Genomic DNA, 25,346 nt, shown 5'->3' on the forward strand with positions numbered 1-25,346 from the left:
GCGATGAACGACGTTGTCTACTTCAACGGGCCCGTGCAGAACGGCGACTTCACGCTCGCCGAGCGACCGGGCAAGGCCACGGGCATACGGCTCGCCGAGGCGCTGAACGCGCTGCTCGGCCTGGCGCCGGTGCCGCACTTGTGGAACACCGTCGCCCTCGCCGGGGACGTGCGCCACCGCTGCGCGGCAGACCGGGACACGGTCGGCAGGCAGCAGCGCGAGGACCGCACGCTTGCAGCGAAGTACGCCCCCGGCCCGCCCCCGGCGGCTGGCCTGCTCACCGACACCGGCCCGCGGGTGACCGCCCTGGCCCTGACCATGGTCCGGGCCCTGCTTGCCGACGGGACGCTGGCCGTGCAGGACCTGCAGGTCGGGCTGTGCGCCGGCTGCGGGCACATGGCCGGCACGGGCACGGCGGGCGACTGCCGCGCCTGCGGGCACCGCACCATCCGGGCAGCGCGCCGGGCGCTGCTGGTCTTCGACCGCACCGCGCACGGCCCGGTGCTCGAACGGGACGACTTCCACGCACCCGGCGCCCGGACCCCGGATCACCTGCTGAACATCGCTCGCAACGTCCCCCGGCTGCTGGTGTTGTCCCGGACCCGGGCTCACGGTGTGGATCTGGCACCGCTCGGGTTGGAGGGGATGGTGCTGGACCCGCGGGCCGGGCTGCACGTCGCGGTGCTCGCCGCCGCCGACGAACTCGGGTCCGTGCGGCCGGTGATGACGGTGACCGAGAACGCCGCGGCCAACGTGGCCGCCTACGGCGCCCCGTTCCGCCGGCACGGCGCGATGCGACTGCGGTACGCGCTGCACGGAAAAATCCCCTACGAGACGGCGGCGAGCGAGCGGCTGTACGAGGTGCACCGCGCCCAGGCGGTCCGGGACCTGTTCACCGGCTGGTACCTGCCGCTGTGCGCCGCCCGGGAGCGCTCCGGCGTGAGCGCCGCCCGGATTCCCGCCCTGCTGAAGTTCTTGCGCCGGGCCTACCTCGCCCGGCCCGCCTCACCCCCGGGTGATCTCCTCACCGACCTGCGGCACCGCGCCGCGGCAGGTGATATGCGCTGGGTGACGGACGCCCCGGTGCTGGCCTGCGCCCTGTCCGACCGAGATAACCCCACCGGGCCCACAGGCCCGACGAGAGGAGCACCCTGATGGACGCCACCGACTGGCGACTCGTCAAAAAGAGGACGGCCGATGCCGACGGGGCGGTCTACGTCTCGGTCAACGGCACCCGATACCGGCGCACCGGCGGCGCGGCGCTGCGGAGCGAAGCAGCGTTCCAGCAGATGGCCGCAGGCTTGGGCTACCCGGTGCCGCAGGTCCTGGAGTGCGGGGAGTCGAGCGACGGCACATTCTTCGTCGACGAGGAGTCCCTGGGCGAACAGTCGCTGCACGAGCAGGCCCTGGCCTTCCTGGACGGCGGGCGGGAGCTGTCCGACCAGGTGGTCGACCAGCTCGCCGAGGTCTCCGCCCGGCTGCTGTCCGCCCAGGCCGCCCACCCGGTCGACGGAGGACCCGATGCGCTGCGGCAGTGGGTGGAGCAGGCGGGCTGGACGCACAACGTCTTCGCCGAAAACCCCGACCTCGATACCCCACGCACCCGCGCGGCTCTCACACGGGCGACGGACGAGGTCTCCGGGATGCCGCTGGTGTGGGGCCACCTCGACTATGGCCTGCCGAACGTCCTGACCGGCGGAGTCATCGACTGGCAGCACCACGGCGTGACGCCGCTTGGATACGACGTCGCCCTGGCCCTGGAAGTCATCCCCTTCAAAGGCGGTGCCAAGGGCTACGCCGCCACCTCGGAGCAGCGCGATCGGTACCTGGCGGTGCTGGATTCGGTGGCCCGGTCCGCCGGCAGCCCGCCCCTCAGCCTGCACCTGGGAGCGTTCCTCCTGGTCAAGAGCCTGTTCTTCCTCGCGTTGATGCGCCCGACCGACCCGGCCCGGGCCGACAAGCACCAGAAGTGGCAGTACCGGCGCCACCTCCTCCTGAAAGGACTCGAGCAGTATGAGCGCACCGGGAACATCGACACCGCCCGCTTCCCGACCTTCGAAGGCTTCACCGCTGGGCAGGGCGCTGCCGGCCGTCCGTGACCGGGACTACCTCCTGGACCGGTCGGGCGTCATCTTCAAGGTGATCGGCGACGTCCACCCGGGCTCGCACTGGCTGGGGTACGTGAAGTACTACCCCGACGAGCGCGGCGACCGGACGCTGTTCGGAAAGACCTACCGGCAGAACACGGTCGTCTCGAAGGCGTTCGGGATCCTCGCCGACCGCCCCGAGTGCTATGTCTACTCACCCGTGATCGGGTGCGTGATCACCGGCGTGCCCCGCGAGGATGTCGTCCTGCACTACTCGTGCCGGCAAGCCCTGACGACCCTGCACGAGTCGCCCGAGCTGCTGGACGGCTCTGCGGTGAGCAAGGACCTGCTCGCCATCATCGGCTGGATCGTGGACCAGGAGGCTGGCGACGTCATCGGCGTCACCGGCTCCTTCCTCGTCGGCGTAGCGGGCGCTCGCTCGGACATCGACCTGGTCTGCTACGGCCCCCGCGGCTACGAGGTAGCCCAGACTCTGTTCACCCAGCGGTCACTGATCCACCCATACGAGGGCGAGACCCTGACCCGGCTGTACCTGCGCCGTGCCAAGTACATGGCCGGGTCCTCCTTCGACATGCTGCTGCGCCAGGAGGCCCGGAAACTGCAAGGGCTGACCACCGGGGCCGGGGCCCACATCAACTGCGAACCGCTGCGTGCCGACGGCGACCGGACCTTCCACGACGTGATCGCGCAGGAGGTCGGGCAGATCAGCGTGCTCGCCCGGATTACCGATCACCGCGAAGGCCTGGCGACGCCGGCGCTCTACGGCATCGAGATCGAGACGGTCATCGCGTCCACGATCGACGAAGCCGACGTCTTCGCCCGCCGCATCACACACCTGCGCAGCTACCTCGGTGCCTACACCGGCGCGTTCCGCCAGGGCGACACCGTCCACCTGTCCGGACGCCTCGTCCACATCCAGGGCCCCACCGGTACCGGCGGATTCGGCATCGAACTCACACCCTGGAGCGCCACCGAGAGCTACCTCGCCAACCTCGCCCGCTGACCCCGCCCGGGCACGCCCTGCGCAGCCCCGGCCCTTCCCCTGTTCTGGAGGTCCGCGATGACCGCTGATCCGCACGCCTTCGTCTCCGCAGAGAACCATTACGCCCGCTTCCGCCCCCGGTACCCCGACGACCTGTACGTACTGCTCGCCGACCGGTTCGGCCTGGACGGTACGCAGCACGTCCTTGACCTGGGCTGCGGTCCGGGCACCGTTGCCCTGGAGCTGGCCGGCCTGGCCGGCACCGTGGTCGCCGTCGACCCGGCGGCCGGGATGCTCGAACAGGGCCGGGTGCTCGCCGGCGAACGGGGCATCCACAACATCCGGTGGCAGCAGGGCGACTCCAACGCCCTGCTCTCCCTATGCCTGCCGCCGCTCGACCTGGTGGTCATGGCCAAGTCGTACCACTGGATGGACCGCGTCCAGGTCCTGGACGACCTCGGCAGGGTCACCACCGAGCAGGCCGGCATCGTCATCCTCTCGGCCGGGCCGCCCGGCACCACCGCGCTGCCCGGCTGGGCCCCGGTAGTCGCCGAAGTCCGAGCCGCCTACCTCGGAACGGCCCGCCGGGCCGGAAGCGGGACATATCCCGAGCCGGAGCAGACCTACCAGACCACGGTGGAGCGCTCCCCGTTCCCGACGGTCGAAGTGGTGCCGTTCGACCAGATCGTGGTGCGCAGCACGGAGGAGCTGATCGGCCTTCAGCTGAGCAACTCCTACTCCACCCCCGCCCAGCTCGGGGACCGGCAGGAAGCCTTCGAGGAAGACCTGCGCCGCGCGCTCCTGGCATACGACCCCTCGGGCCGGTACGAGGAAACGATCCGCACCGAAGCCCTCATCGCCACCCGATAGCTGGATCCGGATCCCGTTGCGAAACCCGGTGTGCCGCACCGCACCGGTGCGCGCACCGCCGGCCCACCCCTTGTCCGGGTTGTGGGCGGGCGCGCATCGCTCGGACCATGTTTGCTACCCGGCACGTTTCCCCTTGTCAGACCCGGTGCGGACTTCCAGTCAGGTCGCGGACAAGGGGGTGTGTGATATGGGAGCCCGCCCGGCCGTGGCGCGCGCCCGTCGCGGTGCGGCGCGGCCGGTGACGCGCACCGCGATGGGTGGTGCGGTGCGCTGGTGCGCGCACCACCGATGCCCTCGCCGCACCTGGTGCGCGCCGGGTGCGCGCGGTGCGGTGCGCGGTGCGCACCACCGACGGGCTCGGTGCGCCCTACACGGCGGTGAGGCGCACCGGATGCGCACCGGCCGGTGCGGGGTGCGCATCGAGGGCCTGACCCACGCCGACGGCCTCCAGCTGGCGCAGGACATCGGCGACGTCCTCGTGGTCCTCGGTGAGGAACTGCGCGGCGAAGTCGATGACCGCGCGGGCGATGCCCTCCGCCGCGTCCGGTCCTGCCTGCGCCCAGACCAGCAGCGAGGTCACGAAGACGCGCCCGAGGGCCTCCAGGGCGAACGTGTCCGCGCACGGCTCGCCCGCCTCCGGACCGGGCAGCGCGGTGACCGGGACGACGATCCGGGTGACGACGTCGACGAGCAGCTCGGGCATCCGCGGCTCGGCGCCGGCGAACTCGCGGGCCGCGTCGACGTCGTCGGCCTGGACGGCCCGGAGGTAGTTGAAGGCGCTGATGGCCGCGTGCGGGATCATCGGGGCGAGCGGCGTGGTGTCGGGCATGGTGGGCTCCTGAACGTATGGGGCGCCGCGCTGATCGCGGCGGCCTCGAAGACACCCTCGAACTGGGAACCTGTGGACAGAGTCCGGCCGCTGACGGGGGAGAACTCTCCCCCCTCCCGGTTGATCACGATGTGGTCACGGCGGAGAGGTTTTCCAAGATCGGCGTCACAAACTCGCCGCGGACGACACCTGTAGAAGGTGAATGGCGGGATAGGCCCGCCCCACCTCCAGGAGCACCCTGTGGCGAGCACCGCCGACCGGCCCGAGCAGACCCCTTTCCGGGCCAGGAAGACCCCCTCCGTGGGCCCCTCCATCACCCCCTCCGCGCGCCGCCGCCAAGGACCGGGCGTTTCCGCAGGTCAGACCCGGCGGACAGAGGGTCGTCGCAGGTCCGACAACCCTCATGTAGATGTAGCAAGGCAGCCTCAGCACCGGAGGACTTCGACCGGGCCTCGACGCCGGGAACTCCTGCAAGCGCTGGGGATCTTCCAGAGGGCTACGCCCGACCAGTTGTGGAAGCTGACCCGTCCGGGCAACCAGCACGACAAGCTTGTGCGGGACAACCTCCTGGATCTGGAGGACCACCAGCTGGTGAGGATCGAGTTGGTACGGGAGGACCAGCGGCAGGTGTGGGTGCTGACCAAGCGCGGACACGGTGAGGCGAAGAAGCTGCTGGAGCCGAAGGGCATACGGGTCTCGGCGCTGCGGGAGAAGAAGTACGACCCGGTGACCGGGAAGCTGCTCGGTGCCAGCTACGACGACCACGCCGCGGCGGTCACCTCGACGGCCGCCGAACTCCACAGCGCAGGCATCGGGCACCGGCTCGGTTTTCAGACGGAGATCGGGCACCGGCTCGGCAACGGCTACGTGCAGCGGGCGGACCTGGTGGTGCGGGCGCCGGAGGCCGGGGTGCCGGTGCTGCTGCTGGAGATCGACCGCCGCAGCGAGGACGCGCACGACCTGGTGGTCAAGCTGCGCCGGTACTGGGAGTGGGGCCGGCTGCTGCCGAAGGACGCGGACAAGCGCACCGTGGACCTGGTCCGCTCGCGGCCGGACGCGATCGAGCACGTCGACCACGACAAGCGGCTGTGGCGCAGGTTCTACCCGCCGACCGGACGGGAGGGCCTGGTCCCGGTGGCGTTCGTGTTCGCGGACACCACCGAGGCGAAGGTCGACAACGCGGTCGCCGCGCTGGAGGAGGCCGGCCGCCGCTACTGGGCGCCGCGCCGGTACGACTCCCTCTACGAGAAGGCCATCACCGCGCGGGACTACCGCCAGGCGGTGCCCGTCGTCGTCACCACCCTGGAGCAGCTCCAGGAGCACGGCGCCGACGCGGCGGTGTGGCGGCGGCTGGGACGCACAGGCGAGCAGACGCTGAGGGCCGCGCTCGACAACCCCGACGGCCACGCCCTCTACCGCGCCCAGGAGGCGCGCGCCGACGCGGAGGACCAGCAGCGCCGGGCCGCTGAGCGGGAGGCGGAGCGCCCGGTGTGCACGCGGTGCGGGCGGAAGTTCACGGACGAACGCTGGGAGGAGATCACCGTGCACCGCACCGCCGTACGGGCCGGGGACAAGTCGGTGTGCGGCCCGTGCCGGGCAGACGACGTCGCCCACCAGGAGGCCGCCGCCGAAGCCGCCCGCCTCGCGGCCGCCGCGCCGGAGCCGGAGAGCGACCCCGAGTCGGACCGGGGCCGCGGCTGGTTCCGCCGGCGGCCCTGACCCGCCCGGTGCACCACGGGTCCGGGGGATCAGCGTTCTCCGGGCCCGTGGTGACGCACTCTTGACCGAGGGTGCCGGTGCGCGGGACGGTCAGGTACGCAACTCCCCGCAACTGGCTTTCTCCGGAGGCGATCATGGCGCTACTTTTCTTCGGTACGGACCCGAACTCGGGTGGAGGCAACTGTCCGGCGGTGTGGGTGGACACCGAAGCCGCTGAGGGGCCGGAACTGGTTCTGCAGGGCAAGTTCGCCGACGCGACGACCCGGGCCGCGTGCAGCCAGGACAGTCCGCCGGCGGATGACGAGGGAGTCATCCGGCTCTCGGTGCGGATGATCGACCAGATCAGGAAGGCATGCGATGCCGCAGAAGCCGCCCGTCCTCAGCTTTGAGGACCTGCTCGACTCCGCCCAACGGCACGCCCTGCACCTGGAGCTCCGCGACGTCTACGCCGTGGGGGAGGAGCGGGAGGTCTACGACACCTTCCTGCGGGACGGGAGCGTGCCTGCGGACGACTCGGCGTACTGGAGCGGGTGGCTGCCGCTGGTGGAGCGGACCGTGGCCCGCGGGGTGAAGGTCTGGCGGGCCCGGGTCGTGTCCGAGCCCGTCACCGAGTACATCCGCTTCGAGCACGCCATCACCGACGCCAACCTCCGCGCCGGTGAACAGGTCCGCTGGCTGCCGCGCCGCCGCGCCTCCACTCTCGCCCTGCCCGGCAACGACTTCTGGCTCATCGACGACCAGGTCGTGCGGTTCAACGTCTTCTCCGGTGATGGCGAGGCCGTGGAGCCCGACCACACCGAGGACCCGCAGGCCATCAAGCTGTGCGCGGAGGCGTTCCGCTCGGTGTGGGACCTGGCCACCCCGCACGCCGACTACCGCATCTGACCCACGCACCTCAAGGGCCGCCACTCCATGACGACCACCTCTCCCTCGTCCAGCGCCCAGTCGGCCCGCGAGGCGCTCGCCGTGCGGTTGCAGCACCTGCGCAAGGACGCCGGCCTCACCGGGAAGGAGCTCTCCGCCCGGTGCGGCTGGCATCCGGCGAAGACGACCAGGATCCAGAAGGGCGACGCCCTGCCCTCGGACGCGGACATCCGGACCTGGTGCGCGGCGTGCGGCGCCGACGACCAGGCGCAGGACCTCATCGCCACCGCCCGCGCCGTCGACTCGATGTACATGGAGTGGCGCCGCCTGCACCAGGGCGGCATGCGCCAGGTCCAGCAGGACTGGTACGACCTGCACGAGCAGACCCGGATCTGCCGCGTCTACCTCTCCAACGTGCCGCCCGGATTCCTCCAGACCCCGGCGTTCGCGACCGCCCTCATGAACCAGATCACCCGCTTCCAGGGCACCCCCGACGACGTCGCCGAAGCCGTCGCCGCCCGCGTCGCCCGCTCCCGGTTCCTCTACGAGGGCGGGCACCGCTACGTCGTCCTCATGGAGGAGTCGGTCCTGCGTTTCCGCACCGCCGACCCCGAGGCGATGCGCGGTCAGCTCCGCCATCTCCTGACGGTGATGCCGCTCGCGTCCCTCTCGCTGGGGATCATCCCGTTCACCGCGCAGCGCACCGTGTGGCCGCTGGAGGCGTTCTATGTCCACGACGACACCAGCGCCGTGGTGGAGACGCTGACTGCGGAGATCAAGGTGACGCAGCCGCGCGAGCTCGCCGACTACCTGAAGGCGTTCGCCGGCCTCGCGGAGATGGCGGTGTACGGCGACGCCGCCCGCGACCTCATCGCGGCCGCGATGGACGCCCTGGAGTGAACCTCCGCAATTACTCGCAATCTCGTTGAGGGCCAGCCCCCACGCTGCGTAGCGTCGAAGTCACCGACGGACCACCAGCCGGAGAGGCGGGGCCGCATGCGCGCACACACCGACACCACCGCCCCGGCCCCGGAGGGCCGCGGCCTCCAGCCGCCCGCCTACGGCGTTCCCTCCCCGGCCCTGCTGGCCCGCGCGGACCGCGGCTTCGCCCGGTTCCTCGGTCGGCACGGCGAGGACCAGGACGACGGGGACGGCGGCGGCGAGGACCCCCAGCGGTGACCGCCGGCCACCCGCGCGAAGACGCCCCAGCAGCGAGGCCCGCCATGCACACCAGCAGCCACACGGTCCTGTACGACCCCGACGGCCTGATCGAGGCGGAGCTCCCGCTGGATCGCGAGCCGTACGAGTGCCTCGTCAAGGCCGTCCTCGCGTGGACCGGCGAGGACACGCTCGCGGAACGCGACTACGAGCAGATCGGCCTCCAGCTGACCGGCCACGCCCGCGCCGTCGCCTCCGACGTCCGGCGCCGCGCGGACCGGCTGCCCAAGAGCAGCGGGCGCCGGGCGCTCGCCGACGTCGTCCTGCGCGAAGCAGAAGGCCGGCTGTCCGCGACGCTTGAGGGCACCGTGCGCTGCGTCCAGGGCCGCGCCCGCCTGGTCCGCGCCCTCTACGAACGCCTGGACCGCCTGGAGGCCGCGCTCACCGCGGACAGGACTGCACCGCCCGTCGGCTGACGGTGCTCTGTATCTGCCATCGCCGGTGAAGCCCCTGGTAAGGCAGCAGCGCACGGACGTGATCGGCAAGGTTTCGGCCACTGCATGCGATTACCCGGCGAGTCCCGGACAGCTGCGGATACGGTCGATCGATTTGACGGTCGGCGGTGACCGCCGACGGGAAAGCGTCCGGTCGGCGTGTCGTCGCATCGCGGGTGGGGGTGGTTCGGTGGGCAGCACCGAGCAGCAGATCGAAGAGCAGTTGGCGCAGCTTCAGCAGAAGGTCGGCGCTCGCCATGCCGAGGTCCTGAAGCACGACTTCGACGACGACCAGTTCGCGGTGGAGTACGCCCGACTGGTGAACGTCACCAGCAGGCTGGTGGAGTTCGAGAAGACGATCCCCGAGCGTCTGGCCGAACCCGAGCGCCAACGCAGTGAGCGCATCGTGACGTGGTCCTGGGCGCGGCCAGGCGGCCATCGGAGCCGTGCTGATCGCGCTCGTCTTCATCCTCGACCGGTCGACCTGGTGGCTGATCCTGCTGGGTCCGCACTTCGCGGGCACGGCGGCCGGCTGCTTCCAGAAGGTCGATGCCGAACAGCACCGCGACCGCCGCTTCGGAGCCGTCGGACTGCACGTGGTCGCGCTCCTGATGGCCCTCATCAGCCTGAGCGTGATCAGCCGGTGGTTCATCATCGCCGCCGCCATCGGCTGGATGCTTGTCGCCGGGTCCATGGCGGACAGCACGGGCGCCGACCCGAAAGGGGCGCGCCGGTGAGCGACGACTACGGCCACCAGGTCCGCCGTCTGGAGAGCCGGACCGGCGGTATGGAGCACGAGCTGCACTCGCTGCGTACGAAGCTGGGGGAGGTCGAAGACCTCGACTACGAACTGCGCGACATCCGCGGCGACCTCCGCAGCCTCGAGGACGACCTCAGCACCGTCCGCAACGACCTCACCGAGCTGGACGACGACGTACGCGGCGACATCCAGGACACCGAGCAGGCCCTCAAGCGGCTGACCGGCCGCATCCAGGCCCTCGAAGCGCACCTGCTCGCCGCGGGCGGAGCCCCACTCGCCGACCTCGACACCACCGACCCGGAGTGGAAGAAGCTGGCCAGGACCGCCAACCACGGCTGGAACGTACGCTCCAGCCTGCTCCCCAGACACCAGCGCGAAGCCCACCGCCTCAACATCCGCCACTACGAAGGGGCCGTCGAAGAGCGCGACGAACACCGCGACAAGGTGGTGGAGGCCGCCGGCATCCTGGCCAGCCAGCCGCGCACGTCCCGCGAGTTCAAGCAGGCCGCCATGGACTTCGGCATGTCCCGCACCCTCGCCGAGAGCCACGGTCAGCGGGCTCAGAAGCTGGCCGACACTGCCCAGGCCGCGCGGGCCGCACTGGCCCAGGACGACACTCTGCGGCAGGCAAAGGCGTCACTGATCGAGCAGGGCGACAAGGCGGAACGGAAGCTGAACTGGCTGCTGCGCGGCCGCCTGGCCGACGCGATCCGTGACCGCGCCCTGCTGCCCATGTGGTTCGTGACCGTGCTCGGTCCCGTCCCGCCGGCGCACAAGACGCAGGAGTGGATGGACCTCGCCACCCAGGTCCTGGCCTACCGGGTCACCTACGGGATCACGGACCAGGCCGTCGCGCTCGGTGCGGCACCCGATGAGTACGTGCCGCGCCGCACCGAGTGGCACCGCGAACTCACCAAGGACCTACGCCGCTGGTAGCCCGGCCGGGCGGCATGGCACGCCCTGACGCCTGGCAGGGTGATTCGCTGCCTACCGGGTCACCTACGGGATCACGGACCAGGCCGTCGCGCTCGGTGCGGCACCCGATGAGTACGTGCCGCGCCGCACCGAGTGGCACCGCGAACTCACCAAGGACCTACGCCGCTGGTAGCCCGGCCGGGCGGCATGGCACGCCCTGACGCCTGGCAGGGTGATTCGCTCCTTGGGAGTGCGGGAGCGTGAACGCCGCACGGTGCCGTCTGCCCGCTGATGTACTGGCCTTTGACCCAGAACAAGCAGGCGGAGGGGCGGGCGGCGGTGGCACAGGACGCGAAGCAGGCGAAGCACTGGGAGGACTTCGACTGGGTGGTGTGGAAGCTGGAGGTCCAAGACCCGCAGCAACTCGCCGGTGAGGACCCGGACCTGGACGAGCGCACCCAGGAGACGATGACGCAGCTCGCCGCCTCCCTCAGCTGCGTCTACGAGCTGTGCGTCGACTACGACTCCTACGACAGCGGAACGCCCTACTACGCGTGGTGGGTCCGCCTGCCCGCAGCCGAGCACACCCGACGCGACAAGGACGGTGTGCCGCTGGTCCTCACTCCGATCCGCGAGTACCTGGACGGCCACGTGCCCTCCGGCCTGGAGTGGGAGATCATCCCGGACCGTGAGCTGACGGTCGACAACGCCGCCAGCGAGGCCCTGCGCACCGCATACGCCGATGTGATCACCCCGTTCGAGCAGGCGCTGATGCCGCTGCGCACCGACGGTGCCGCCGACCTCGAACCGCGGGCCAAGGTCTGGAAGTGGGAGGAGCACCTGCTGGCCGGCACGTTCGACCTGTGGCTGTGCAACGACCCCGACCGCCCCCACACCTGGCTCGTGGTCAGCGTCGGCCTGTGGACCGAGCCGCAGTTCCTCGACCAGGAGCCCGCCGCCCGGCTCGGTCACTTCGACTTCACCCCGCACCAGCCGCTGCTGTTCCTGCCCCGCCCGCCAGGGCCGGCGACCTTCACCGCGCGGGTGACCGGCGGCGCCTTCCCCCACAAGACCTCCTCACGCACCAAGGCCGCCGACGCGATCGGCGTGGCCCACCAGTGGACCGCGAACGACCCGGCCGTCCTGGCGGAACGTGTCCGCAGGGATCTCACGACGCTGCTGCCCCACTTGCCCACCCCGCGCTGAAGGAGATCCCGGTGCCGTCGTACGCGAAAGACCCCCGATGCATCGCCATGGCAGAGGCTCTGGTGCCGCTGCTGCGCCGGTCCTGCCCCGAGAACGCGGGCGGCTACGGCGGCTCCTACCAGGTGAACCTGGGCGACGAAGAGGCCATCGGGCTCGGCGGGGTGGAACTGATCCGGGCCGCGATGCGCAAGGCGGCCCGGCAGCTGGGGTGGAGAGCGACCACCCTCGGGATGATCGGTACCCGCCACGGCACCATGGTCGTCGTCTCGGACAACCGGGAGCTGCCCGAAGAACACAGGGCAGTGGTCGAGGCCGCGATGAACGACAAGATGCGGGCCGCCCTGCACAAGGTGTGGGGCGAGCCGGGCCCCGTCCCCGTGCAGCGCGGTTCGGTCCCGCTGATGACGCAGGAGTTCCGCGCAGCCATCGCCCAGACCAGTCCCTGAACGGGTACAAGTACCGGTATGACGCGGGAGCGGATCCGGTGGCCGGTCGTCGTGGACCGGGCCCGGGAGATCGTGGAGAGCTACGAGGGCGGCGTCACGCTGCGCCAGGTCATGTACCGCCTTGCCTCCGCTGGCGTGCTGCCGCACACGCCGTCGATGTACCGGCACCTGTCCTCCCACCTCGCCCAGGCCCGCCGCGAGGGCCGCTTCCCCGACCTGATCGACACCCTGCGCGAAGTCCACGTCCCTCCGGCCTGGCCGGACGCGGGTGCCTTCCTGCGCGAGAGCCCCGGCTGGTTCGGCCTCGACCTCACCCATGGCCAGTCGCAGGCGCTGTACGTCGCTGCGGAAAAGGACACCCTCCGCCAGCTCCTTACCGGCTGGCTGGCGGAGTTCGGCATCCCGGTCCTGGTGGTCCGCGGCTTCGGCTCCCAGTCCTACGTCGACGTCGTCCGCGACCGCGTCGCCGCCGACCCGAGAGAAGCGGTGCTCCTGGTGGTCGTTCTCCCGGGCTTCCAAGACTGTGGCATGACGCTGCGCTAGCTGCGTGACCTGGGGTTTTCTCTAATATCTCTGGGGCTGTCGTGATCGTTGCGACACGTTGCACTAGAGATGGAGGAGACCCTTGCGGGCCTTTGCTGTTCAACTCCCATCCGGCATCCGCTACTGGACCGTGATGGACGAGGACCTGACCGTCGTACAGGAGGCGGACGCGTTCTTGCGACACGTACGGTTCGGCCGGGACCAGGCGGAACTGACGACCCGTACGTACGCCGGGCACATCGCGCTGTACCTGCGCTGGTGCATACGGACGGGCCGCGACTGGCGGGTGGCGGCCGCGGAGCTGGGGATGTTCATCGTCTGGCTGAAGTACGGCACGAAGCAGGTCACGGGCATCGACCGCCCCTCGGGCAGCGGCCTGGTGCATCCCGGGCCCGGAGCCGAGGCCGTGCGCGAGCCGGCCCGGATCCAGAACATCCTCACGGGAGTGCGCCAGTTCCTGCTGCACGGCATCACCTCGAAGACGGTGCCCTCGCACGTGATGGCCCAGATGTATGAGGTGGCGGAGAATTGGGATCTGCCGGAGCAGGCCCGCGGGGAGGACGTGACCGGCTACCGGATGCGGCCCCGGCACCGGGTGCAGGTCCCGCGCAAGAAGGGTGAGCGCGCCGAGGACCGCGAGATCGTGGAGCTGTTTCTGGCCTGCCGCAACGCCCGCGACCGGTTCATCGTGCTGCTGCTCGGCCGGGCCGGACTGCGTCCCGGAGGCGCCGCCGGCCTGCGCCGCGAGGACATGCACTTCATGCCGGACTCGACACCGCTCGGCTGCCCGAAACAGGGCTCTCATCTGCACACAATGCGGCGGGACAACGCCAACGGCGCCTGGGCGAAGCGGCAGCCGACGGCCGCGCCGGGCCGGTGGAAGCCCGTCGATCACCTGGTGGTGCTCGCCTACGACCAGTACGTGATGGAGCGGATGGCGTTGCCGCACGGCCCGGACAGCGACTTCGTGCTGGTGAACTTGTTCGCCGAGCCGCTCGGTGCGCCGATGACCGCGGACAGCATCACCGAGTTGTTCGGGCGGCTGTCCAGGCGGGCCGGTTTGAGCAGGAACGTCACGCCGCGCATGCTGCGCCGCGCGGCGGGCAGCAACCTTGCGGACGCTGGCGGCGGCCAGGACGAGATCGCCGCGCTGCTGGACCATTCCCGGCTGTCCAGCTCGGAGCCGTATCTGACGCCAGCGCCGGACCGGCTGCGGGACGCGGTGAACGCAGTTCCCTCGCCGCGCGAGCTCACGGGCGGTGCCCGGTGACCCCTGTCCTTACGCCGGTGGTCGACGGACCGGCTCCTGAGCCCGACGCCTCCGACACCGAGCTCACGACGTTCCTGTGGTCGATGATCAGCGAGGACTTCCTGACCGAGGCCGGCTGGAACGCCGAACGCCGCGTCATGACGCCCGAGGGCCACCCCACCATGGGCGGCAGACACTGCCCCGTGCCCAACTGCCAGTCCCCGGTGCGCGGCATGAAGCTGTGCAGCACGTGCTACTCACGCCACCGCAAGTCCGGGATACCGGCGAAGGAGTTCGTCAAGATCCCCCGCATCTCGCGGCACCTGCACATGGGGACCGGGACCTGCCGCGTCTCCGGCTGCGAGCGCCCGTGGAACAACTCGGGGAAGGAGCCGGTATGCCGCGCCCACCGATGGCAGATGATCAAGCACGGCGGCACCCTTGAGGAGTTCCTCGCCGACCCGGACATCAAGGGCCTGCCCGGCCTGGGCGACTGCTCGGTGCTTGCATGCAACCGCCAGGCCATCAGCGAGTTCGGCACGCGCTTGTGCCATCCGCACGGCAAGGCGCTGCCCGCCCTGCGCCGGAAGGCCGGATTCGATGAGGAGATGTGGCTGCGGACGGCGCCGTCGGGCAGTTACGGCATCGAGATCAGCTTTCGGGGCCTGCCCGAACTGGTCGTTGCCCAGCTGCTGTTCGGGCTCCAGCACCGCTGCCACCGCGGCGCCCGCACCGAGGCCGGCAACTTCCGCGCCCTGATCGACAAGACGATCCGGCCCTCGCTCGCCCAGCGCCTCGAAGACGTCCCTGATCCGGCCGCGAACAGTGACGCCCTGCGCCTGCTGAACCGGACCCGCGTCTACGCGGTCCGGGCGGTGAAGACGCCCGAGGGCGAGTACGCCAAGGACGAGTGGGACCTGGTGGCCTTCGGGCACCGCGGCTACCTCGTCTTCACCGAGATCCACCAGCCCTGGCTGAGGGAGAGCGGCAAACGCTGGGCCCGCGATTACCTCTCCAAGGTCCGCTCCAAGAGCGCGGCCTCGCACGCGCAGCAGCACCTTCACGGCCTGGTCAAGCTCTCGGACACCCTGCGCGCCCGGCCCGACCGCGGCATGGACAAAGCCGCGCTGGCCCGCGCCGACATCGAGAACTTCCTGAACAGGATGTCGTTCCTGGAGACGAACGACGAGATGAGCACGCTCACGCGCATCGCCTACATCAGCAAGGCCCGCAACGTGCTCAAGGCGGGCCGGGCCATGGGCCTGACCCGTCCCGGGGAGCCGCTGGCGGGCCTGCCGGACGACTTCGTCATCCACCGTCTCGACGTCCCCAAGCCACCGGAGCCCTCGGAGGAGGGCCAGGACCTCCCCGCCGAGGTGCTGCGCCAGCTCGGCACCCACCTGAACGCCTTCGAGGCGATGACCTGCTACGAGATGCGCCTCAGCGTCGAGCTGCTGATGGACACGGGCCGCCGGCCCGAAGAGATCTGCCGCCTGGAGCTGAACTGCCTCACCCGGGACGGCCAGGGCAAGCCGGTGCTGCTCTACAACAACTGGAAGGAACAACGGCTCGGGCGCCAGCTGCCCATCCACGAGCCGACCGCGAAGCTGATCATCGCCCAGCAGAAACGCGTACGCGCCCGCTTCCCCGACCGGACCCCGTCGAAGCTGGTCCTGCTGCCCACCCAGAACCTGAACCTGCGCGGGGAGCGGTCGATCGACTCCAACCACCTCAGCGCCATGCACCGCGAGTGGGTCGAGTCCCTGCCCGACTTCGTCCTCGACGACGGCACCGTCTTCGACAAGGAGAAGATCTTCCCCTACGCCTACCGGCACTCCTTCGCCCAGCGCCACGCGGACGCCGGTGTCGCCATCGACGTCCTGGCCGAGCTCATGGACCACGACAGCTACGAGACCACCAGGTCGTACTACCGGGTCAAGGAAGTACGCCTGCGCGAGGCGGTCGAACGCGTCAGGAAGATGCAGTTCGACCGCCAGGGCAAGCGCATCTGGGGCACGGTCACCACCGTCCTCGACGCCGAACGCACACGCCGGGCCATCGGCGCGGTCGTCGTCCCCTTCGGCACCTGCTCCGAACCCACCAACGTCGCCGCTGGCGGCGGAGCCTGCCCACTGCGCTTCCGCTGCGTGGGCTGCGACCACTTCTCCACCGACGTCTCCTACCTCCCCGACCTGCGGACCTACCTCGACGACCTGCTGAGGCAACGGGAGAAGCTGAAGTCGATGGCCGAGGCCGACGACTGGGCCCGCGCCGAGGCCACACCCTCCGACGAGGAGATCACCCGCATCCGCGCCCTGATCCAGCGCGTCACCGACGACGTCGAGACGCTCACCGAGGCCGAACGCACCGAGATCCAGAAGGCCGCCGCGACCGTTCGCCAGATGCGGCAGAACTTCCTCGGCATGCCCCGCATCCGCCAGCCCCTCCCCGACCTCCGAGTGGAGCGACCCGCATGACCGCCCCCCAGCCCACCGTCCAGGCCATGCTCGAAGGCCGGCGTGCTGACACCGGACGCCGCCGCCAACGCGTCCTGGCGGCTCTCGCCGCCGCCGCGAAAAACGGCACGGACACCAGCGTCGCTGCGATAGCCCGCCGCGCGGGCGTCGATCGCACCTTCCTCTACCGCCACCGCGACCTCCTCGCCCAGATCCACGCTCAGGCCGCCGAACCTGCCGCAACGCCCGGCGGCCACGGCCCCGCCGTCAGCCGGGCCTCGCTCAAGGCCGACCTTGCGGCCGCCGACGCCCGCACGGCCCGTCTCGCCGCCCTGGTCCGCCGTCTTGAGCAGCGCCTCAGCGAAGTGCTGGGCGATCAGGTCTGGCGCGAGTCCGGCATCGGAGGGCCTGACGACTCCGAGCAGCTCAAGGCCCGGATCACCACGCTCGAACAGCAGCTGATCGACCTGGAGCTGAAACTCCAGGAGCGTGACGAGGACCTGGCCGCCGCCCGCGCCGCGAACCGCGAGCTGATGGCCCAGCTCAACCGCCCGTGATCAGCTGAATCACGCGGGCGCCCCGGGCGGTGACGGCGGCACCGCCCAGGGCGTTCACTGGAGGTATGGCGAGTTATGACGCTAGCTCCGTAAAACGGCCTCGCCGCACAAAAGCGCAGGTGGAGGCCCTACGGGCAGCAATCTGCGAGGTCACAGAAGCGGCGCAGCCGTGCAGCGTCCGACACGTCTACTACCTTGGCATCGGACTTCTCTGGGACAAGGACACCGGCCACTCCCGCCGGAACTACTCGGTCGTCGTCCGCGAGGTCGGCCACCTGCGGGAGACAGGCCGGCTGCCCTGGGAGTGGATCACCGACGGAACCCGCATGGTCCGGCAGGAGACCCAGTACGACTCCCTCGACGATGCCATGCGGCGCAACACCGAGACCTACCGGCGCAACCTGTGGGCCTCCCAGGCCCGCCGCGTCGAGGTCTGGTGCGAGAGCGACTCCGTCGGTGGTGTGCTCCTGCCGATCACCTCGACCTGGGGCGTGGGCCTGTACTCCTGCCGCGGCCAGTCCTCCAAGACCTTCGTCTACGAGGCGGTGCAGCAGTACGCGCACCAGGGCAAAGGAGTGACCGTGATCTTCTGCGGTGACTGGGACCCTACCGGCAGATGTGTCCCTCGCTCCGTGGTCGAGCGGATGGAACGCTACGGCAACGGCGAACTCGACCTGGACTTCCGGCAGATCGCCATCACCGCCGACGACGTCCGCTCCGGCCAGCTCACCACCCATGACGTCAACACCCGCGACGTCAACTTCGCCCGCTACCGGGAGGAGTGTCTGCGCGAAGGCATCGATCCGCACACCGCCGTCGAAGTCGAAGCCCTCCGCCCCGGACACCTGCGGCAGCGGCTCAACGAGACGATCGAGGGCCTGGTCGACGACATCCGGCAGTGGAACATCGAGTTCAGGGCAGAAGCCGCCGAGCGGGAGCTGCTGCGCTCCCTGCAAGGGGCGGTGAAGGACATCGTCCAGCGCCGAGCGGGTGAGCCGGCCGCCGAGGACGCCGAGGACCAGTAGGCCCCATGCACCACATGTGTTGCATCAGCTACAGTACTCCTGACCGCTCCTGAGCTGCGGAAACTCCATCCGCACACTCTGGAAGCCCCGGAGAAACTGCGGTGATTTCGACTGTAGTGGTGAGGATGTCGAACGCGACTGGACAGCGCGCACCGCGTGTTGGAGCCACACCGAGCGGGTGCTGCTCACCTACGACCAGGTCGTCCACGACTACGAGCTGCCCGCGACCGAGGGCAAGCGCGGCGATCCCCGGTGGCCGGCCTTCGCGCGCCGCTACGGCTTCGACATCGAACACCCCGTGCAGTGGGAAGTCGAAGCGCTGGAGCCGGACGAACTCCGCCGCCTGGTCCTCAACGCCGTCGACCCGTACATCGACCGCCAGGTCCTCGCCCAGCAGACCGCCCGGCAGGAAGAACAGCGCCGCGCCCTTGCCTCCTTCGTGAGGGGCTGGGGCGCGGCGGGCGGAACGCCGGCCTAACGCTGCACGGGGGCCTGGGCGGCCTGGGCGAAGTGCATGACGATCCCCTTCGCCCCGGCGGCGACTTCGTCGATGAGCTCGAAGCCGCGCGGATCTTCGGGGTGGTTGCGTACCCAGATCATGGCGTAGCTGATGATCTGGTTGATGTCGCTGGGGCGCAGGAAGATGGCGTCGCCGGTGTGCAGTGGCTCGGGGGCCTTGTGCTGCCACAGCCGGTAGTACCGGCCTTCGACGTCGTTGAAGCCGAGATGCCGGTCGCCGTGGGGATTGATCAGGTGGGTGGTGAAGGGCAGATCGTTCGGGCCCGGCTGCCAGGGCTGTTCCTGCTGGCTCACTGCGTCCTCCGTCGACGTTCGGTGATCACGACGCACCCGAGTCTGGCAGTGCCGGTCCCGGCCTCGCAGAGCTTCCCTCCAGTCCGGCACCGTCGACTGAAACACCAGCTTCTGGCGCTGCAACACGTTCAGTGCAACGCCACTGCACGTTTCACTCTGACCTGCGGTGATGCACCGGATAGAGGTTCGTGAAGCCGGTGTTGCGCCTTGCGTTGCAGTCCCGCGCCATGTCCGGGCCCGAGCCGTCGGTCGACGCTCAGTAGAGTCCGGGCACGCTGCCGGAGGAGTGGCCGGGCGCCATCCACTCGTGGAGCGCGAACCGCCGGTACACGTTCGGTCCGACGACCGTGTCGTACTCCCGGATGTCCGCCTGGTCCATGGCGTTGTTCCAGCGGTGCATCCAGTAGCGGTCCGCGACCCAGTAGGCGGTCTCCGCGACGGACGACCCGTCGAGGAGGAGGCTGTGGTCGTGGACCCGGCGCAGGGCCTCGGCAAGGTCGTCCGTAGTGATCGGCATTCCCTTGCTGGCCGCGACGGCGGCGAGCTTGTCATCGAGGGCATCCACCCCGTGCTCCAAGGCGTATTCGAGGGCCTCGATTGCGGCTTCCCGGCCGTCGGCGAGATAGCCGGTGTACTCCTGACCGCCGCGCTTCAGCCGGTCGGTGAACTCCTCGGTGGTGAACTTGCCACGGCTGCGAGCGACCAGGCCAGCCACCATGGCGGCATGGTCCTGGGGGACCTGGGCGGCCTCGGTGGTCAGGCGCCGGCGGGCAGCGGTGTACGAGATGCCTTCGGCGTCGGCGAGTTCGCGGACGTCCTTCTTGAACTGCTTGTCGGTGGTCACGGTCTCTCCCGAGTCCCGGTGACGGCGGTGACCCCACGCATCCCGCCGCGGGCACGGAGCCACGGACAGACAGATACCAGAGCGTGAGGCGGTGCCCCTTGTCCTCGTCGCCGGTCGCGGCGTGGGCGCGATACGGCTCGGAGTCGGGCCGACGCAGGCGGCCGACGCCCACCATAAAGCCCCGGAAGCCCCACCACATACGCCGCCACGCATCCACCTCGGACGGATGACACGGGACAGCCGCCCACAGCACGAGGCCCCAGGCGACGACGCCTGGGGCCTCTCAGTGCACTTCGCTTGACCGTCCTGCTCAACGACCGGTCGCGGCCGGTGTCACGCCCATTCCATGCCCAGCTTCCGCAGCCCGTGGGCGGGGGGCTGGTTCACGGACGGTGACGCCGGCTGGGGCCTGTACGTCCCGGTCCACCGTGACGCGGTGACCGGCGTCGTCCTGGCGGAGGTTCGGGTCACCATCCCGCGCCGCCAGTAGCGGCTCACCGGCGCCATGAAGTGCGAGACCCCGGGCCCTGACAGCGGGCCCGGGGTCCGGTCAGAGCCGGGGGCGGTCAGAGTCGTCGCGTTCGGAGTTCGGTCCGTACCGCTCGATGAGGTCGCAGGTGCAAGTCCCGCCCTCGTAGTGGGCCTTGTCGCACTCCTCGTGGTGGTCCCATGGCTGCCGCTCCGTCGGGGCCGCCGACGGAGCGGGCTGTGCCGGGGCGGCCTCGATGGCCAGGACTGCGCCCGCCCAGTCCATGCCCAGCGCGGCGAGGGCAGCGAGCTGCTCCGCCGTGAGCTTGTCGCGCCTCGACTTGGTGTTCGAGAGCCATACACCCAGCTTCACAGGTACCGGCTCCGCCTCGCCGTCGACCGTGATCTCCACGACCGTGCTGCGCGGGACGGGCCGCTGCCCTTCCTGCTTCACCCACTGCGCCAGGGCGGCCAGCCCCCGCTGGAACGCCGCCTCAGCCTTGCTCCCGGCCTTCTTCGGGCCCCTGGCCGCGTTGACCGGCGCCGGGGCGATCTCCTTCGGGGCGGCGGCTGTCACGGCGAGGGAGGCGCCCCGCACGCCCAGCGCGGTCAGCCGCTCGCGCTGCTCGGGCATGAGCTGCGCCCAGGTGCCCGGTTCTTGTTGTCGCCACCTCCAGGTACCGATGTCGTCGCCGTCGTAGACGACGCCCGGCGCGATGTAGGGCAGGTGGCCGTCGGCGTCGACCAGGTCGGCAAGGACGCGGTAGGAGCGCTGCCAGTTCAGCGGCCACGGGCAGTCCCAGTCCGGGTCGATCTCCGTCAGCTGCTGCGCGCGTGCGGCGGCCCGCTGCGGGTCCTTGCCCAGGCCGCCCTTCCTGCGCAGGTTCGCCATGTGCTGCCCGATCGGGACCATCGCCTCGCCCTCGCCCCATACCGCGTCCTGACGCGGCGCGAGGTGCCCGGTGGCCCGGCGGTACGCCCTGAGTGCGGCGAGTTTGTTCTCCCATGCTTCTTCGCCGGGCTCCCAGAGCATCCCGGCCTCCGGCAAGTCGAGCAGGGTCTTGCGCCGCTCCTCCAGCTCTCCGGCCCGCAGCGCTTTCCTCTGCTGGTGGACCCACCGCCCGAGGGGGAAGTCCTTGGTGACGCCGACCTCGACCTCGGTGTCGTACGGGACGGCGTAGACGCCGGTGATCTCATTCTCCTTCCGCCAGCGGATGAGGGCCTGGTAGCCCGCCAGCCACACGAGGCTTTCCGGCCGGTAGACCCGCGTGCGCAGGAACGCGGCGATGGTCGCCGCGTCCCGGGGAGAGGAGAAGTGCAACAGCGCGGACTCGGCGGCGGCGTCGGTGTCCTCCTGCTCCTGCTCCTGGTCCTCGCCCTCGCTGGCGCCGTTGGCCCCGACGATCCGCCCTTCCTCGTCACGCCGGACGTGGACGGTGCGCTTGCCGCTGGTGAGGGCGCGGGAGGCGAGCTGCTCGACCAGGCGCTCATCGTGTGAGCGAAGGCCCTGGAGGACGGCTACGAGCGGGCGGAAGCTGGCGCTGGCGACCATGTCGGTGGGGTCTTCATTCGGCTCCAGGAAGACCGGCACGATGATCCTGGCGACCTTGGTGGAGCCGTCCTTGTTGAGGCGGAGCGCGCGGCCGATGTTCTGGACGATCTCGACCTGGGAGCCGCGGGTGTCCGCGAAGCACACCGCCTCGACGCCCCGCTCGCCCGTGATGTCGACGCCTTCCCCGAGGACGCGAACGCTGGCGAGGAACGCCCGGTGGACCCGGCGCCCGGCCGCGTCGATGCCGTTGGCGAACTGGCGCAGGACCTCGCGGCGTTCGGCCACCAGGTGGTCGCCGCACAGCCATGCCGACCACACCCGGTCCGGCGGGACATGGCGGCCGGCCTCCAGCTCGTAGAACTCCGCGTCGATCGACGACTTCGGCAGCTTGTCGGCGGCGGCCAGGTCGGCGTCGGACGCGTCGTTGGCGGCCAGGTCGGCGTCGGACGCGTCGTTCATGTACAGCTCGGCAGCGGTCTCCGGGAGCTTCTCCGCGAACGCGGCGGCCTCCTCCACCTTCTGGTGGAACGTCATGACCGTACGCAGGTTGTACGCCGCCGCGTGCTCCAGCAGGGCGGTCTGCAAGAGCGCCAGGCGCCGGCCCCGCCGCGCCTCCTCCGACTCCCCGAGGACCGGCGAGGGATCGCGGATTTCCAGGACGTCGATCTCGAACCCGGCGAGGATTTCCCGCTCGATCGCCTCGCTCAGCCCGAGCTCCGCGAGCCACGCGCCGTACGTTCCCTCCGGGTCGTCGGCCATGCTCGCGATCTCCGCCTCCTGGCTGTCCTCGCTCTTCTGCGGGCGGGCCGCGGCGAGGATGCGCGGGGTGGCGGTGAGGTAGAGCCGGAAGGCCGCTGGGATACGGGAGTTGTCGTGGATCGCCGCCCACGGCCTCCCGAGATCACCAGCGGTACCGTGCGCCTCATCCACGATCGCGAGGTCGAACGGGGCCATCCTGCTGGCCGTAAAGCCGCTCCCCGCCCGCCAGGGCGGCCTCGAGCGGCCCGCGAACCTTCCGCTGGCCCACGGGTGCGTCGATGTCCTCGCGGTCCACGAGAGAGGCGTACGTGGCGAACACGACGACGGGCCCGGACCCGGCCCACAGGGCGAGCTGGATCGGGTTCGTGGTGGTGCGCACGCCCAGGGAGTTGAGGACCGTGTCGTTCTCCAGCGAGCACACCGCGACCATCGGCGCCCGATGACCGACCAGCCGCCATGCCTGGGCGGTCTGCGCGAGCAGGTCCAGGGTCGGCACTGTGACGAGGATCCGGCCGTCGGGGAAGCACTCCAGAGCGCTCGCAGCGGCCATGATCGTTTTACCAGACCCGGTCGCTGACACGATCGTGCCCCGGGCACCCTGAGCGGGCACAGATGATCTTGCGGGGAATCCAACCCACTTACGGAAAGCCGACTTCTGGTCGACCTGGTGTTCCTTGAGCGGAATCCTGCTCATCGTCCATCACTCTCGCTCGTGCCATAAAGCCAGGCTTCCTGGAGCCTTTCGAGCGGGGTTTCCGATTCGCATTCCCTGCTCCAGACCCTCTTGAGCCGCATCGGATCGTTGTCGATCCGCTCGCACAGCACGAAGGACTCGGGCTGCTCGACCAGGTGGTAGACGCCGCGGGGGAAGACGCCGGGCGGGCCCGTGGATGCGCCACAGCTTCTCCAGCCGCGCCCGGTTGTCGACCAGGTACTGCTCCAGCGCCTTCGGATACGCCTCTCGGTCCGCCAGGCGTACGGTCCGCAGCATCATGCCCACCAGCTCGCGGGACAGCTCCTTGTCCCACTGGGCGCCGCTGGTGCCGGTCACGGCCGCGTAGTGCGGCTCACAGACGGCCAGGACCTGTTCGATCAGTTCAGGGGACGGCTCGCTTCCCTCCTCCTGGCCGTCATCGTCGCGGCTGGCGGTGTGCCGGTCTTCGAGCAGGGGCCAGGACAGGGCGGCGTCCACCAGGTCCAGGGCGTGGTGGGTGAGGTGTTGCAGGAGCAGGCGGGACAGGGCGCGGGCAGGGTCGCTGGTGTGCAGGTGGACGTCGTCCTCGGAGGCCCTGCCGCCGAGGAAGCCGAACTGTCCGGGGAAGACGATGGCGCGGGTGAAGAAGTCGCACAGGACGCCGAACATCTCCGGGTTGGGCATGCCGGTGACGTCCTGGCTGGTCTCGGCCCGCGCGGCGTTCATGACCACGTCGACGAACGTGCGGCGGGCGGCCTCCTGGCGCAGGACCTCACCGGCCGGTCCTTCCTCGGTCACCTCCACCACGCGGTACAGGCCCTGCTCGCCGTACAGGCCGCCCGGCCGCTCATTGGCCTGGCGCACCATGGCCAGGGCCTCCTCCACCGACCGCGCGTGCGCGTAGTTGGTCAGCGTGGCGCCCCCCGGGTGCTCCCGGACCGGTTCGCTGCGCCACGACGCGGTAGCGGGTCAAGCCCGCCGGGCTCCCCACTGTCCAGCGAGGGTTCCAGCCTGTTCGCGGACGGCCGCTCGACGATCGGATGCCGCCGACCCACCGGTGGCACGCCCCTCTTGTGGGGCGTCCACGCCTTGTAGCTCCGCCTGCCGCTGGTTGAAGCTCTCACCCTCCTCCTCGTCCATCTGGTAGTCGAGGTCGTACTTGTCCTCGCTCACCAGGCGGGCACTTTCAGTGGCTCGTTCGGTGAGTTCGGCCAACTCCCACCGGTCCTCCGTGGCACGCAGCAGCCCTGTCCGGTCCCGCCACAGGTCAGGCATCATCCCCACGATCGCAGTGGGCGCCGCCAACGCAGGAGCGGGCAGCCGACCAGAGACCTCACGCCCGGAGTCGTTGACCACCGTGTACGACCAGCCGCCCCCCGGACCGCGCCGTGATGACCACGACAGGGTGACACCCGGCTGCTTCGGCGGCTGAGTTCCGAAGACATGCTCAAGGAAATGAACCGGCTTCACCCAAGACCAGGACACTGCATGCCTCATCATTGTTCGGCCCGCGCTGCACAGAGTAGGAGCCACCGGAGAAGTCACTCACTCGAAACTCTTCTTCGACCGCATCCGGGTAACGCTTCCAAAACCGGAAAGTATGCACGCATCGTTCCTCTCTTTCACCCCCGGGTGGTTGGGGTGTCCGTGTTCCCGCCAACGATACATGCTGCATCAACCCGATGCACGCGGTACACTGAAACCCACACGAACGAGCGACCCCCACCCCCGTAGCCAGCCCGGCCCGCGCCAGCGGGCCCCAACGATTCTGGAGGCGCGGCCGGAAGGACCGTCAGGCGGGGGAGCGCAGCGGACCCGCCGGGAGCGCCCCGCGCTCCCTCAACTCCCTTACTGAAGGCCCAACTAGCCGCACTTGGCACTCCGTCAGCCACGGCCGCGCACCGCGCGGCCAGCCGGGCGCGCAGCGGCCGGCCCCACTGCCTCCAGGAGCGCAGCGGAGGGAGGCGCCCACGCTCCGCGTGGGCGAAGGGAGCGCAGCGACCGCGCCCCTTGCACATCGCGCAGCGATGTGGTA

Annotated in this window: 27 protein-coding genes and 1 pseudogene; 21 read left to right on the forward strand and 7 right to left on the reverse strand. The window is 70.3% G+C overall.

Going from position 1 to position 25,346, the window contains the following annotated elements; genetic code table 11:
• Nucleotides 1-3 precede the first annotated feature (3 nt).
• From ABR738_RS01545 to ABR738_RS01560, 4 genes are read left to right on the forward strand one after another with little or no spacing between them, the layout of a single operon-like run.
• Nucleotides 4-1,155 carry a hypothetical protein gene (locus ABR738_RS01545; RefSeq protein WP_350228117.1) on the forward strand — a complete coding sequence of 384 codons (1,152 nt, stop codon included), beginning with the start codon at nucleotides 4-6 and terminating at the stop codon, nucleotides 1,153-1,155.
• Nucleotides 1,155-2,099 carry a phosphotransferase gene (locus ABR738_RS01550; RefSeq protein WP_350228118.1) on the forward strand — a complete coding sequence of 315 codons (945 nt, stop codon included), beginning with the start codon at nucleotides 1,155-1,157 and terminating at the stop codon, nucleotides 2,097-2,099. Before ABR738_RS01545 ends, ABR738_RS01550 begins: the two co-directional genes overlap by 1 nt.
• Nucleotides 2,014-3,111, forward strand: coding sequence for a hypothetical protein (locus ABR738_RS01555; protein ID WP_350228119.1), 1,098 nt, complete (start codon nucleotides 2,014-2,016; stop codon nucleotides 3,109-3,111). The genes ABR738_RS01550 and ABR738_RS01555 overlap by 86 nt, the downstream gene beginning before the upstream one ends.
• 57 nt (nucleotides 3,112-3,168) lie before the next feature.
• The gene (locus ABR738_RS01560) at nucleotides 3,169-3,960 is read left to right on the forward strand and encodes a class I SAM-dependent methyltransferase (RefSeq protein ID WP_350228120.1); all 792 of its coding nucleotides are present in this window, start codon (nucleotides 3,169-3,171) and stop codon (nucleotides 3,958-3,960) included.
• Between the two features lie 367 nt (nucleotides 3,961-4,327).
• Here the strand turns inward: ABR738_RS01560 and ABR738_RS01565 are convergent, their stop codons facing one another.
• Nucleotides 4,328-4,789 carry a hypothetical protein gene (locus ABR738_RS01565; protein ID WP_350228121.1) on the reverse strand — a complete coding sequence of 154 codons (462 nt, stop codon included), beginning with the start codon at nucleotides 4,787-4,789 and terminating at the stop codon, nucleotides 4,328-4,330.
• A 510-nt stretch (nucleotides 4,790-5,299) separates the two neighbouring features.
• On the opposite strand from ABR738_RS01565, the gene ABR738_RS01570 reads away from it, so the two are divergent.
• The 6 genes from ABR738_RS01570 to ABR738_RS01595 all read left to right on the forward strand — a co-directional run bounded on the left by ABR738_RS01570 (nucleotide 5,300) and on the right by ABR738_RS01595 (nucleotide 9,006).
• Nucleotides 5,300-6,508, forward strand: coding sequence for a hypothetical protein (locus ABR738_RS01570; RefSeq protein ID WP_350228122.1), 1,209 nt, complete (start codon nucleotides 5,300-5,302; stop codon nucleotides 6,506-6,508).
• A 134-nt stretch (nucleotides 6,509-6,642) separates the two neighbouring features.
• Entirely contained in the window at nucleotides 6,643-6,897 is a 255-nt protein-coding gene (locus ABR738_RS01575; RefSeq protein ID WP_350228123.1) for a hypothetical protein, read from the forward strand.
• A complete protein-coding gene (locus ABR738_RS01580) occupies nucleotides 6,866-7,393 on the forward strand; it encodes a DUF6879 family protein (protein ID WP_350228124.1) in 528 nt (175 codons plus the stop codon). The genes ABR738_RS01575 and ABR738_RS01580 overlap by 32 nt, the downstream gene beginning before the upstream one ends.
• A gap of 27 nt (nucleotides 7,394-7,420) precedes the next feature.
• Nucleotides 7,421-8,272, forward strand: a complete 852-nt coding sequence (locus ABR738_RS01585) for a helix-turn-helix domain-containing protein (RefSeq protein WP_350228125.1) — start codon at nucleotides 7,421-7,423, stop codon at nucleotides 8,270-8,272.
• A 96-nt stretch (nucleotides 8,273-8,368) separates the two neighbouring features.
• Entirely contained in the window at nucleotides 8,369-8,551 is a 183-nt protein-coding gene (locus ABR738_RS01590; protein ID WP_350228126.1) for a hypothetical protein, read from the forward strand.
• A 44-nt stretch (nucleotides 8,552-8,595) separates the two neighbouring features.
• The gene (locus ABR738_RS01595) at nucleotides 8,596-9,006 is read left to right on the forward strand and encodes a DUF6415 family natural product biosynthesis protein (protein ID WP_350228127.1); all 411 of its coding nucleotides are present in this window, start codon (nucleotides 8,596-8,598) and stop codon (nucleotides 9,004-9,006) included.
• Here the strand turns inward: ABR738_RS01595 and ABR738_RS01600 are convergent.
• Nucleotides 8,972-9,415 (reverse strand): hypothetical protein, encoded by a 444-nt coding sequence (locus ABR738_RS01600; protein ID WP_350228128.1) that lies wholly within the window; start codon nucleotides 9,413-9,415, stop codon nucleotides 8,972-8,974. The genes ABR738_RS01595 and ABR738_RS01600 overlap by 35 nt on opposite strands.
• A 55-nt stretch (nucleotides 9,416-9,470) precedes the next feature.
• Here ABR738_RS01600 and ABR738_RS01605 point away from each other — a divergent pair, with 55 nt between their 5' ends.
• The 10 genes from ABR738_RS01605 (at nucleotide 9,471) to ABR738_RS01650 (ending at nucleotide 18,659) form a co-directional block, all read left to right on the forward strand.
• Nucleotides 9,471-9,761 carry a hypothetical protein gene (locus ABR738_RS01605; RefSeq protein WP_350228129.1) on the forward strand — a complete coding sequence of 97 codons (291 nt, stop codon included), beginning with the start codon at nucleotides 9,471-9,473 and terminating at the stop codon, nucleotides 9,759-9,761.
• Nucleotides 9,758-10,720 carry a hypothetical protein gene (locus tag ABR738_RS01610; protein ID WP_350228130.1) on the forward strand — a complete coding sequence of 321 codons (963 nt, stop codon included), beginning with the start codon at nucleotides 9,758-9,760 and terminating at the stop codon, nucleotides 10,718-10,720. Before ABR738_RS01605 ends, ABR738_RS01610 begins: the two co-directional genes overlap by 4 nt.
• 282 nt (nucleotides 10,721-11,002) lie before the next feature.
• Nucleotides 11,003-11,905: a hypothetical protein gene (locus ABR738_RS01615; RefSeq protein WP_350228131.1), complete on the forward strand. Its 903-nt coding sequence runs from the start codon at nucleotides 11,003-11,005 to the stop codon at nucleotides 11,903-11,905.
• Nucleotides 11,906-11,952: 47 nt separating this feature from the next.
• Nucleotides 11,953-12,351: a hypothetical protein gene (locus ABR738_RS01620; RefSeq protein WP_350228132.1), complete on the forward strand. Its 399-nt coding sequence runs from the start codon at nucleotides 11,953-11,955 to the stop codon at nucleotides 12,349-12,351.
• 18 nt (nucleotides 12,352-12,369) lie between these two features.
• On the forward strand, nucleotides 12,370-12,894 hold the full coding sequence (locus ABR738_RS01625) for a hypothetical protein (protein WP_350228133.1): 525 nt from the start codon (nucleotides 12,370-12,372) through the stop codon (nucleotides 12,892-12,894).
• 82 nt (nucleotides 12,895-12,976) lie between these two features.
• Nucleotides 12,977-14,164 (forward strand): tyrosine-type recombinase/integrase, encoded by a 1,188-nt coding sequence (locus ABR738_RS01630; RefSeq protein WP_350228134.1) that lies wholly within the window; start codon nucleotides 12,977-12,979, stop codon nucleotides 14,162-14,164.
• Between the two features lie 17 nt (nucleotides 14,165-14,181).
• Complete coding sequence (locus ABR738_RS01635; protein WP_350228135.1) at nucleotides 14,182-16,620, forward strand: tyrosine-type recombinase/integrase; 2,439 nt, start codon at nucleotides 14,182-14,184, stop codon at nucleotides 16,618-16,620.
• A complete protein-coding gene (locus ABR738_RS01640; protein WP_350228136.1) occupies nucleotides 16,617-17,156 on the forward strand; it encodes a hypothetical protein in 540 nt (179 codons plus the stop codon). The genes ABR738_RS01635 and ABR738_RS01640 overlap by 4 nt, the downstream gene beginning before the upstream one ends.
• Before the next feature lie 119 nt (nucleotides 17,157-17,275).
• Nucleotides 17,276-18,181: a hypothetical protein gene (locus ABR738_RS01645; protein ID WP_350228137.1), complete on the forward strand. Its 906-nt coding sequence runs from the start codon at nucleotides 17,276-17,278 to the stop codon at nucleotides 18,179-18,181.
• Between the two features lie 178 nt (nucleotides 18,182-18,359).
• Nucleotides 18,360-18,659: a hypothetical protein gene (locus tag ABR738_RS01650; protein WP_350228138.1), complete on the forward strand. Its 300-nt coding sequence runs from the start codon at nucleotides 18,360-18,362 to the stop codon at nucleotides 18,657-18,659.
• Here the strand turns inward: ABR738_RS01650 and ABR738_RS01655 are convergent.
• Nucleotides 18,656-18,994, reverse strand: a complete 339-nt coding sequence (locus ABR738_RS01655) for a hypothetical protein (RefSeq protein ID WP_350228139.1) — start codon at nucleotides 18,992-18,994, stop codon at nucleotides 18,656-18,658. The genes ABR738_RS01650 and ABR738_RS01655 overlap by 4 nt on opposite strands.
• 256 nt (nucleotides 18,995-19,250) lie before the next feature.
• A complete protein-coding gene (locus ABR738_RS01660) occupies nucleotides 19,251-19,838 on the reverse strand; it encodes a hypothetical protein (protein WP_350228140.1) in 588 nt (195 codons plus the stop codon).
• Nucleotides 19,839-20,184: 346 nt separating this feature from the next.
• On the opposite strand from ABR738_RS01660, the gene ABR738_RS01665 reads away from it, so the two are divergent.
• Nucleotides 20,185-20,328, forward strand: a complete 144-nt coding sequence (locus ABR738_RS01665) for a hypothetical protein (RefSeq protein ID WP_350228141.1) — start codon at nucleotides 20,185-20,187, stop codon at nucleotides 20,326-20,328.
• 60 nt (nucleotides 20,329-20,388) lie between these two features.
• Here the strand turns inward: ABR738_RS01665 and ABR738_RS01670 are convergent.
• The 3 genes and pseudogenes from ABR738_RS01670 to ABR738_RS01680 all read right to left on the reverse strand — a co-directional run bounded on the left by ABR738_RS01670 (nucleotide 20,389) and on the right by ABR738_RS01680 (nucleotide 24,589).
• A pseudogene (locus ABR738_RS01670) lies at nucleotides 20,389-23,311 on the reverse strand (helicase associated domain-containing protein).
• Between the two features lie 6 nt (nucleotides 23,312-23,317).
• The gene (locus ABR738_RS01675) at nucleotides 23,318-24,178 is read right to left on the reverse strand and encodes a hypothetical protein (RefSeq protein WP_350228142.1); all 861 of its coding nucleotides are present in this window, start codon (nucleotides 24,176-24,178) and stop codon (nucleotides 23,318-23,320) included.
• 102 nt (nucleotides 24,179-24,280) lie between these two features.
• Complete coding sequence (locus ABR738_RS01680; protein ID WP_350228143.1) at nucleotides 24,281-24,589, reverse strand: hypothetical protein; 309 nt, start codon at nucleotides 24,587-24,589, stop codon at nucleotides 24,281-24,283.
• Nucleotides 24,590-25,346: the final 757 nt, after the last annotated feature.

This window comes from Streptomyces sp. Edi4 (assembly GCF_040253615.1).
In the GTDB taxonomy this organism is placed as follows: domain Bacteria; phylum Actinomycetota; class Actinomycetes; order Streptomycetales; family Streptomycetaceae; genus Streptomyces.

Coding starts and splice junctions, on each gene's coding strand:
- ABR738_RS01680 (WP_350228143.1), bottom strand. CDS start 24,589: ATGATGCCTGACCTGTGGCGGGACCGGACAGGGCTGCTGCGTGCCACG.
- ABR738_RS01575 (WP_350228123.1), top strand. CDS start 6,643: ATGGCGCTACTTTTCTTCGGTACGGACCCGAACTCGGGTGGAGGCAAC.
- ABR738_RS01620 (WP_350228132.1), top strand. CDS start 11,953: ATGGCAGAGGCTCTGGTGCCGCTGCTGCGCCGGTCCTGCCCCGAGAAC.
- ABR738_RS01580 (WP_350228124.1), top strand. CDS start 6,866: ATGCCGCAGAAGCCGCCCGTCCTCAGCTTTGAGGACCTGCTCGACTCC.
- ABR738_RS01675 (WP_350228142.1), bottom strand. CDS start 24,178: ATGGTGCGCCAGGCCAATGAGCGGCCGGGCGGCCTGTACGGCGAGCAG.
- ABR738_RS01550 (WP_350228118.1), top strand. CDS start 1,155: ATGGACGCCACCGACTGGCGACTCGTCAAAAAGAGGACGGCCGATGCC.
- ABR738_RS01565 (WP_350228121.1), bottom strand. CDS start 4,789: ATGCCCGACACCACGCCGCTCGCCCCGATGATCCCGCACGCGGCCATC.
- ABR738_RS01625 (WP_350228133.1), top strand. CDS start 12,370: ATGACGCGGGAGCGGATCCGGTGGCCGGTCGTCGTGGACCGGGCCCGG.
- ABR738_RS01640 (WP_350228136.1), top strand. CDS start 16,617: ATGACCGCCCCCCAGCCCACCGTCCAGGCCATGCTCGAAGGCCGGCGT.
- ABR738_RS01595 (WP_350228127.1), top strand. CDS start 8,596: ATGCACACCAGCAGCCACACGGTCCTGTACGACCCCGACGGCCTGATC.
- ABR738_RS01545 (WP_350228117.1), top strand. CDS start 4: ATGAACGACGTTGTCTACTTCAACGGGCCCGTGCAGAACGGCGACTTC.
- ABR738_RS01560 (WP_350228120.1), top strand. CDS start 3,169: ATGACCGCTGATCCGCACGCCTTCGTCTCCGCAGAGAACCATTACGCC.
- ABR738_RS01665 (WP_350228141.1), top strand. CDS start 20,185: ATGCCCAGCTTCCGCAGCCCGTGGGCGGGGGGCTGGTTCACGGACGGT.
- ABR738_RS01555 (WP_350228119.1), top strand. CDS start 2,014: ATGAGCGCACCGGGAACATCGACACCGCCCGCTTCCCGACCTTCGAAG.
- ABR738_RS01590 (WP_350228126.1), top strand. CDS start 8,369: ATGCGCGCACACACCGACACCACCGCCCCGGCCCCGGAGGGCCGCGGC.
- ABR738_RS01585 (WP_350228125.1), top strand. CDS start 7,421: ATGACGACCACCTCTCCCTCGTCCAGCGCCCAGTCGGCCCGCGAGGCG.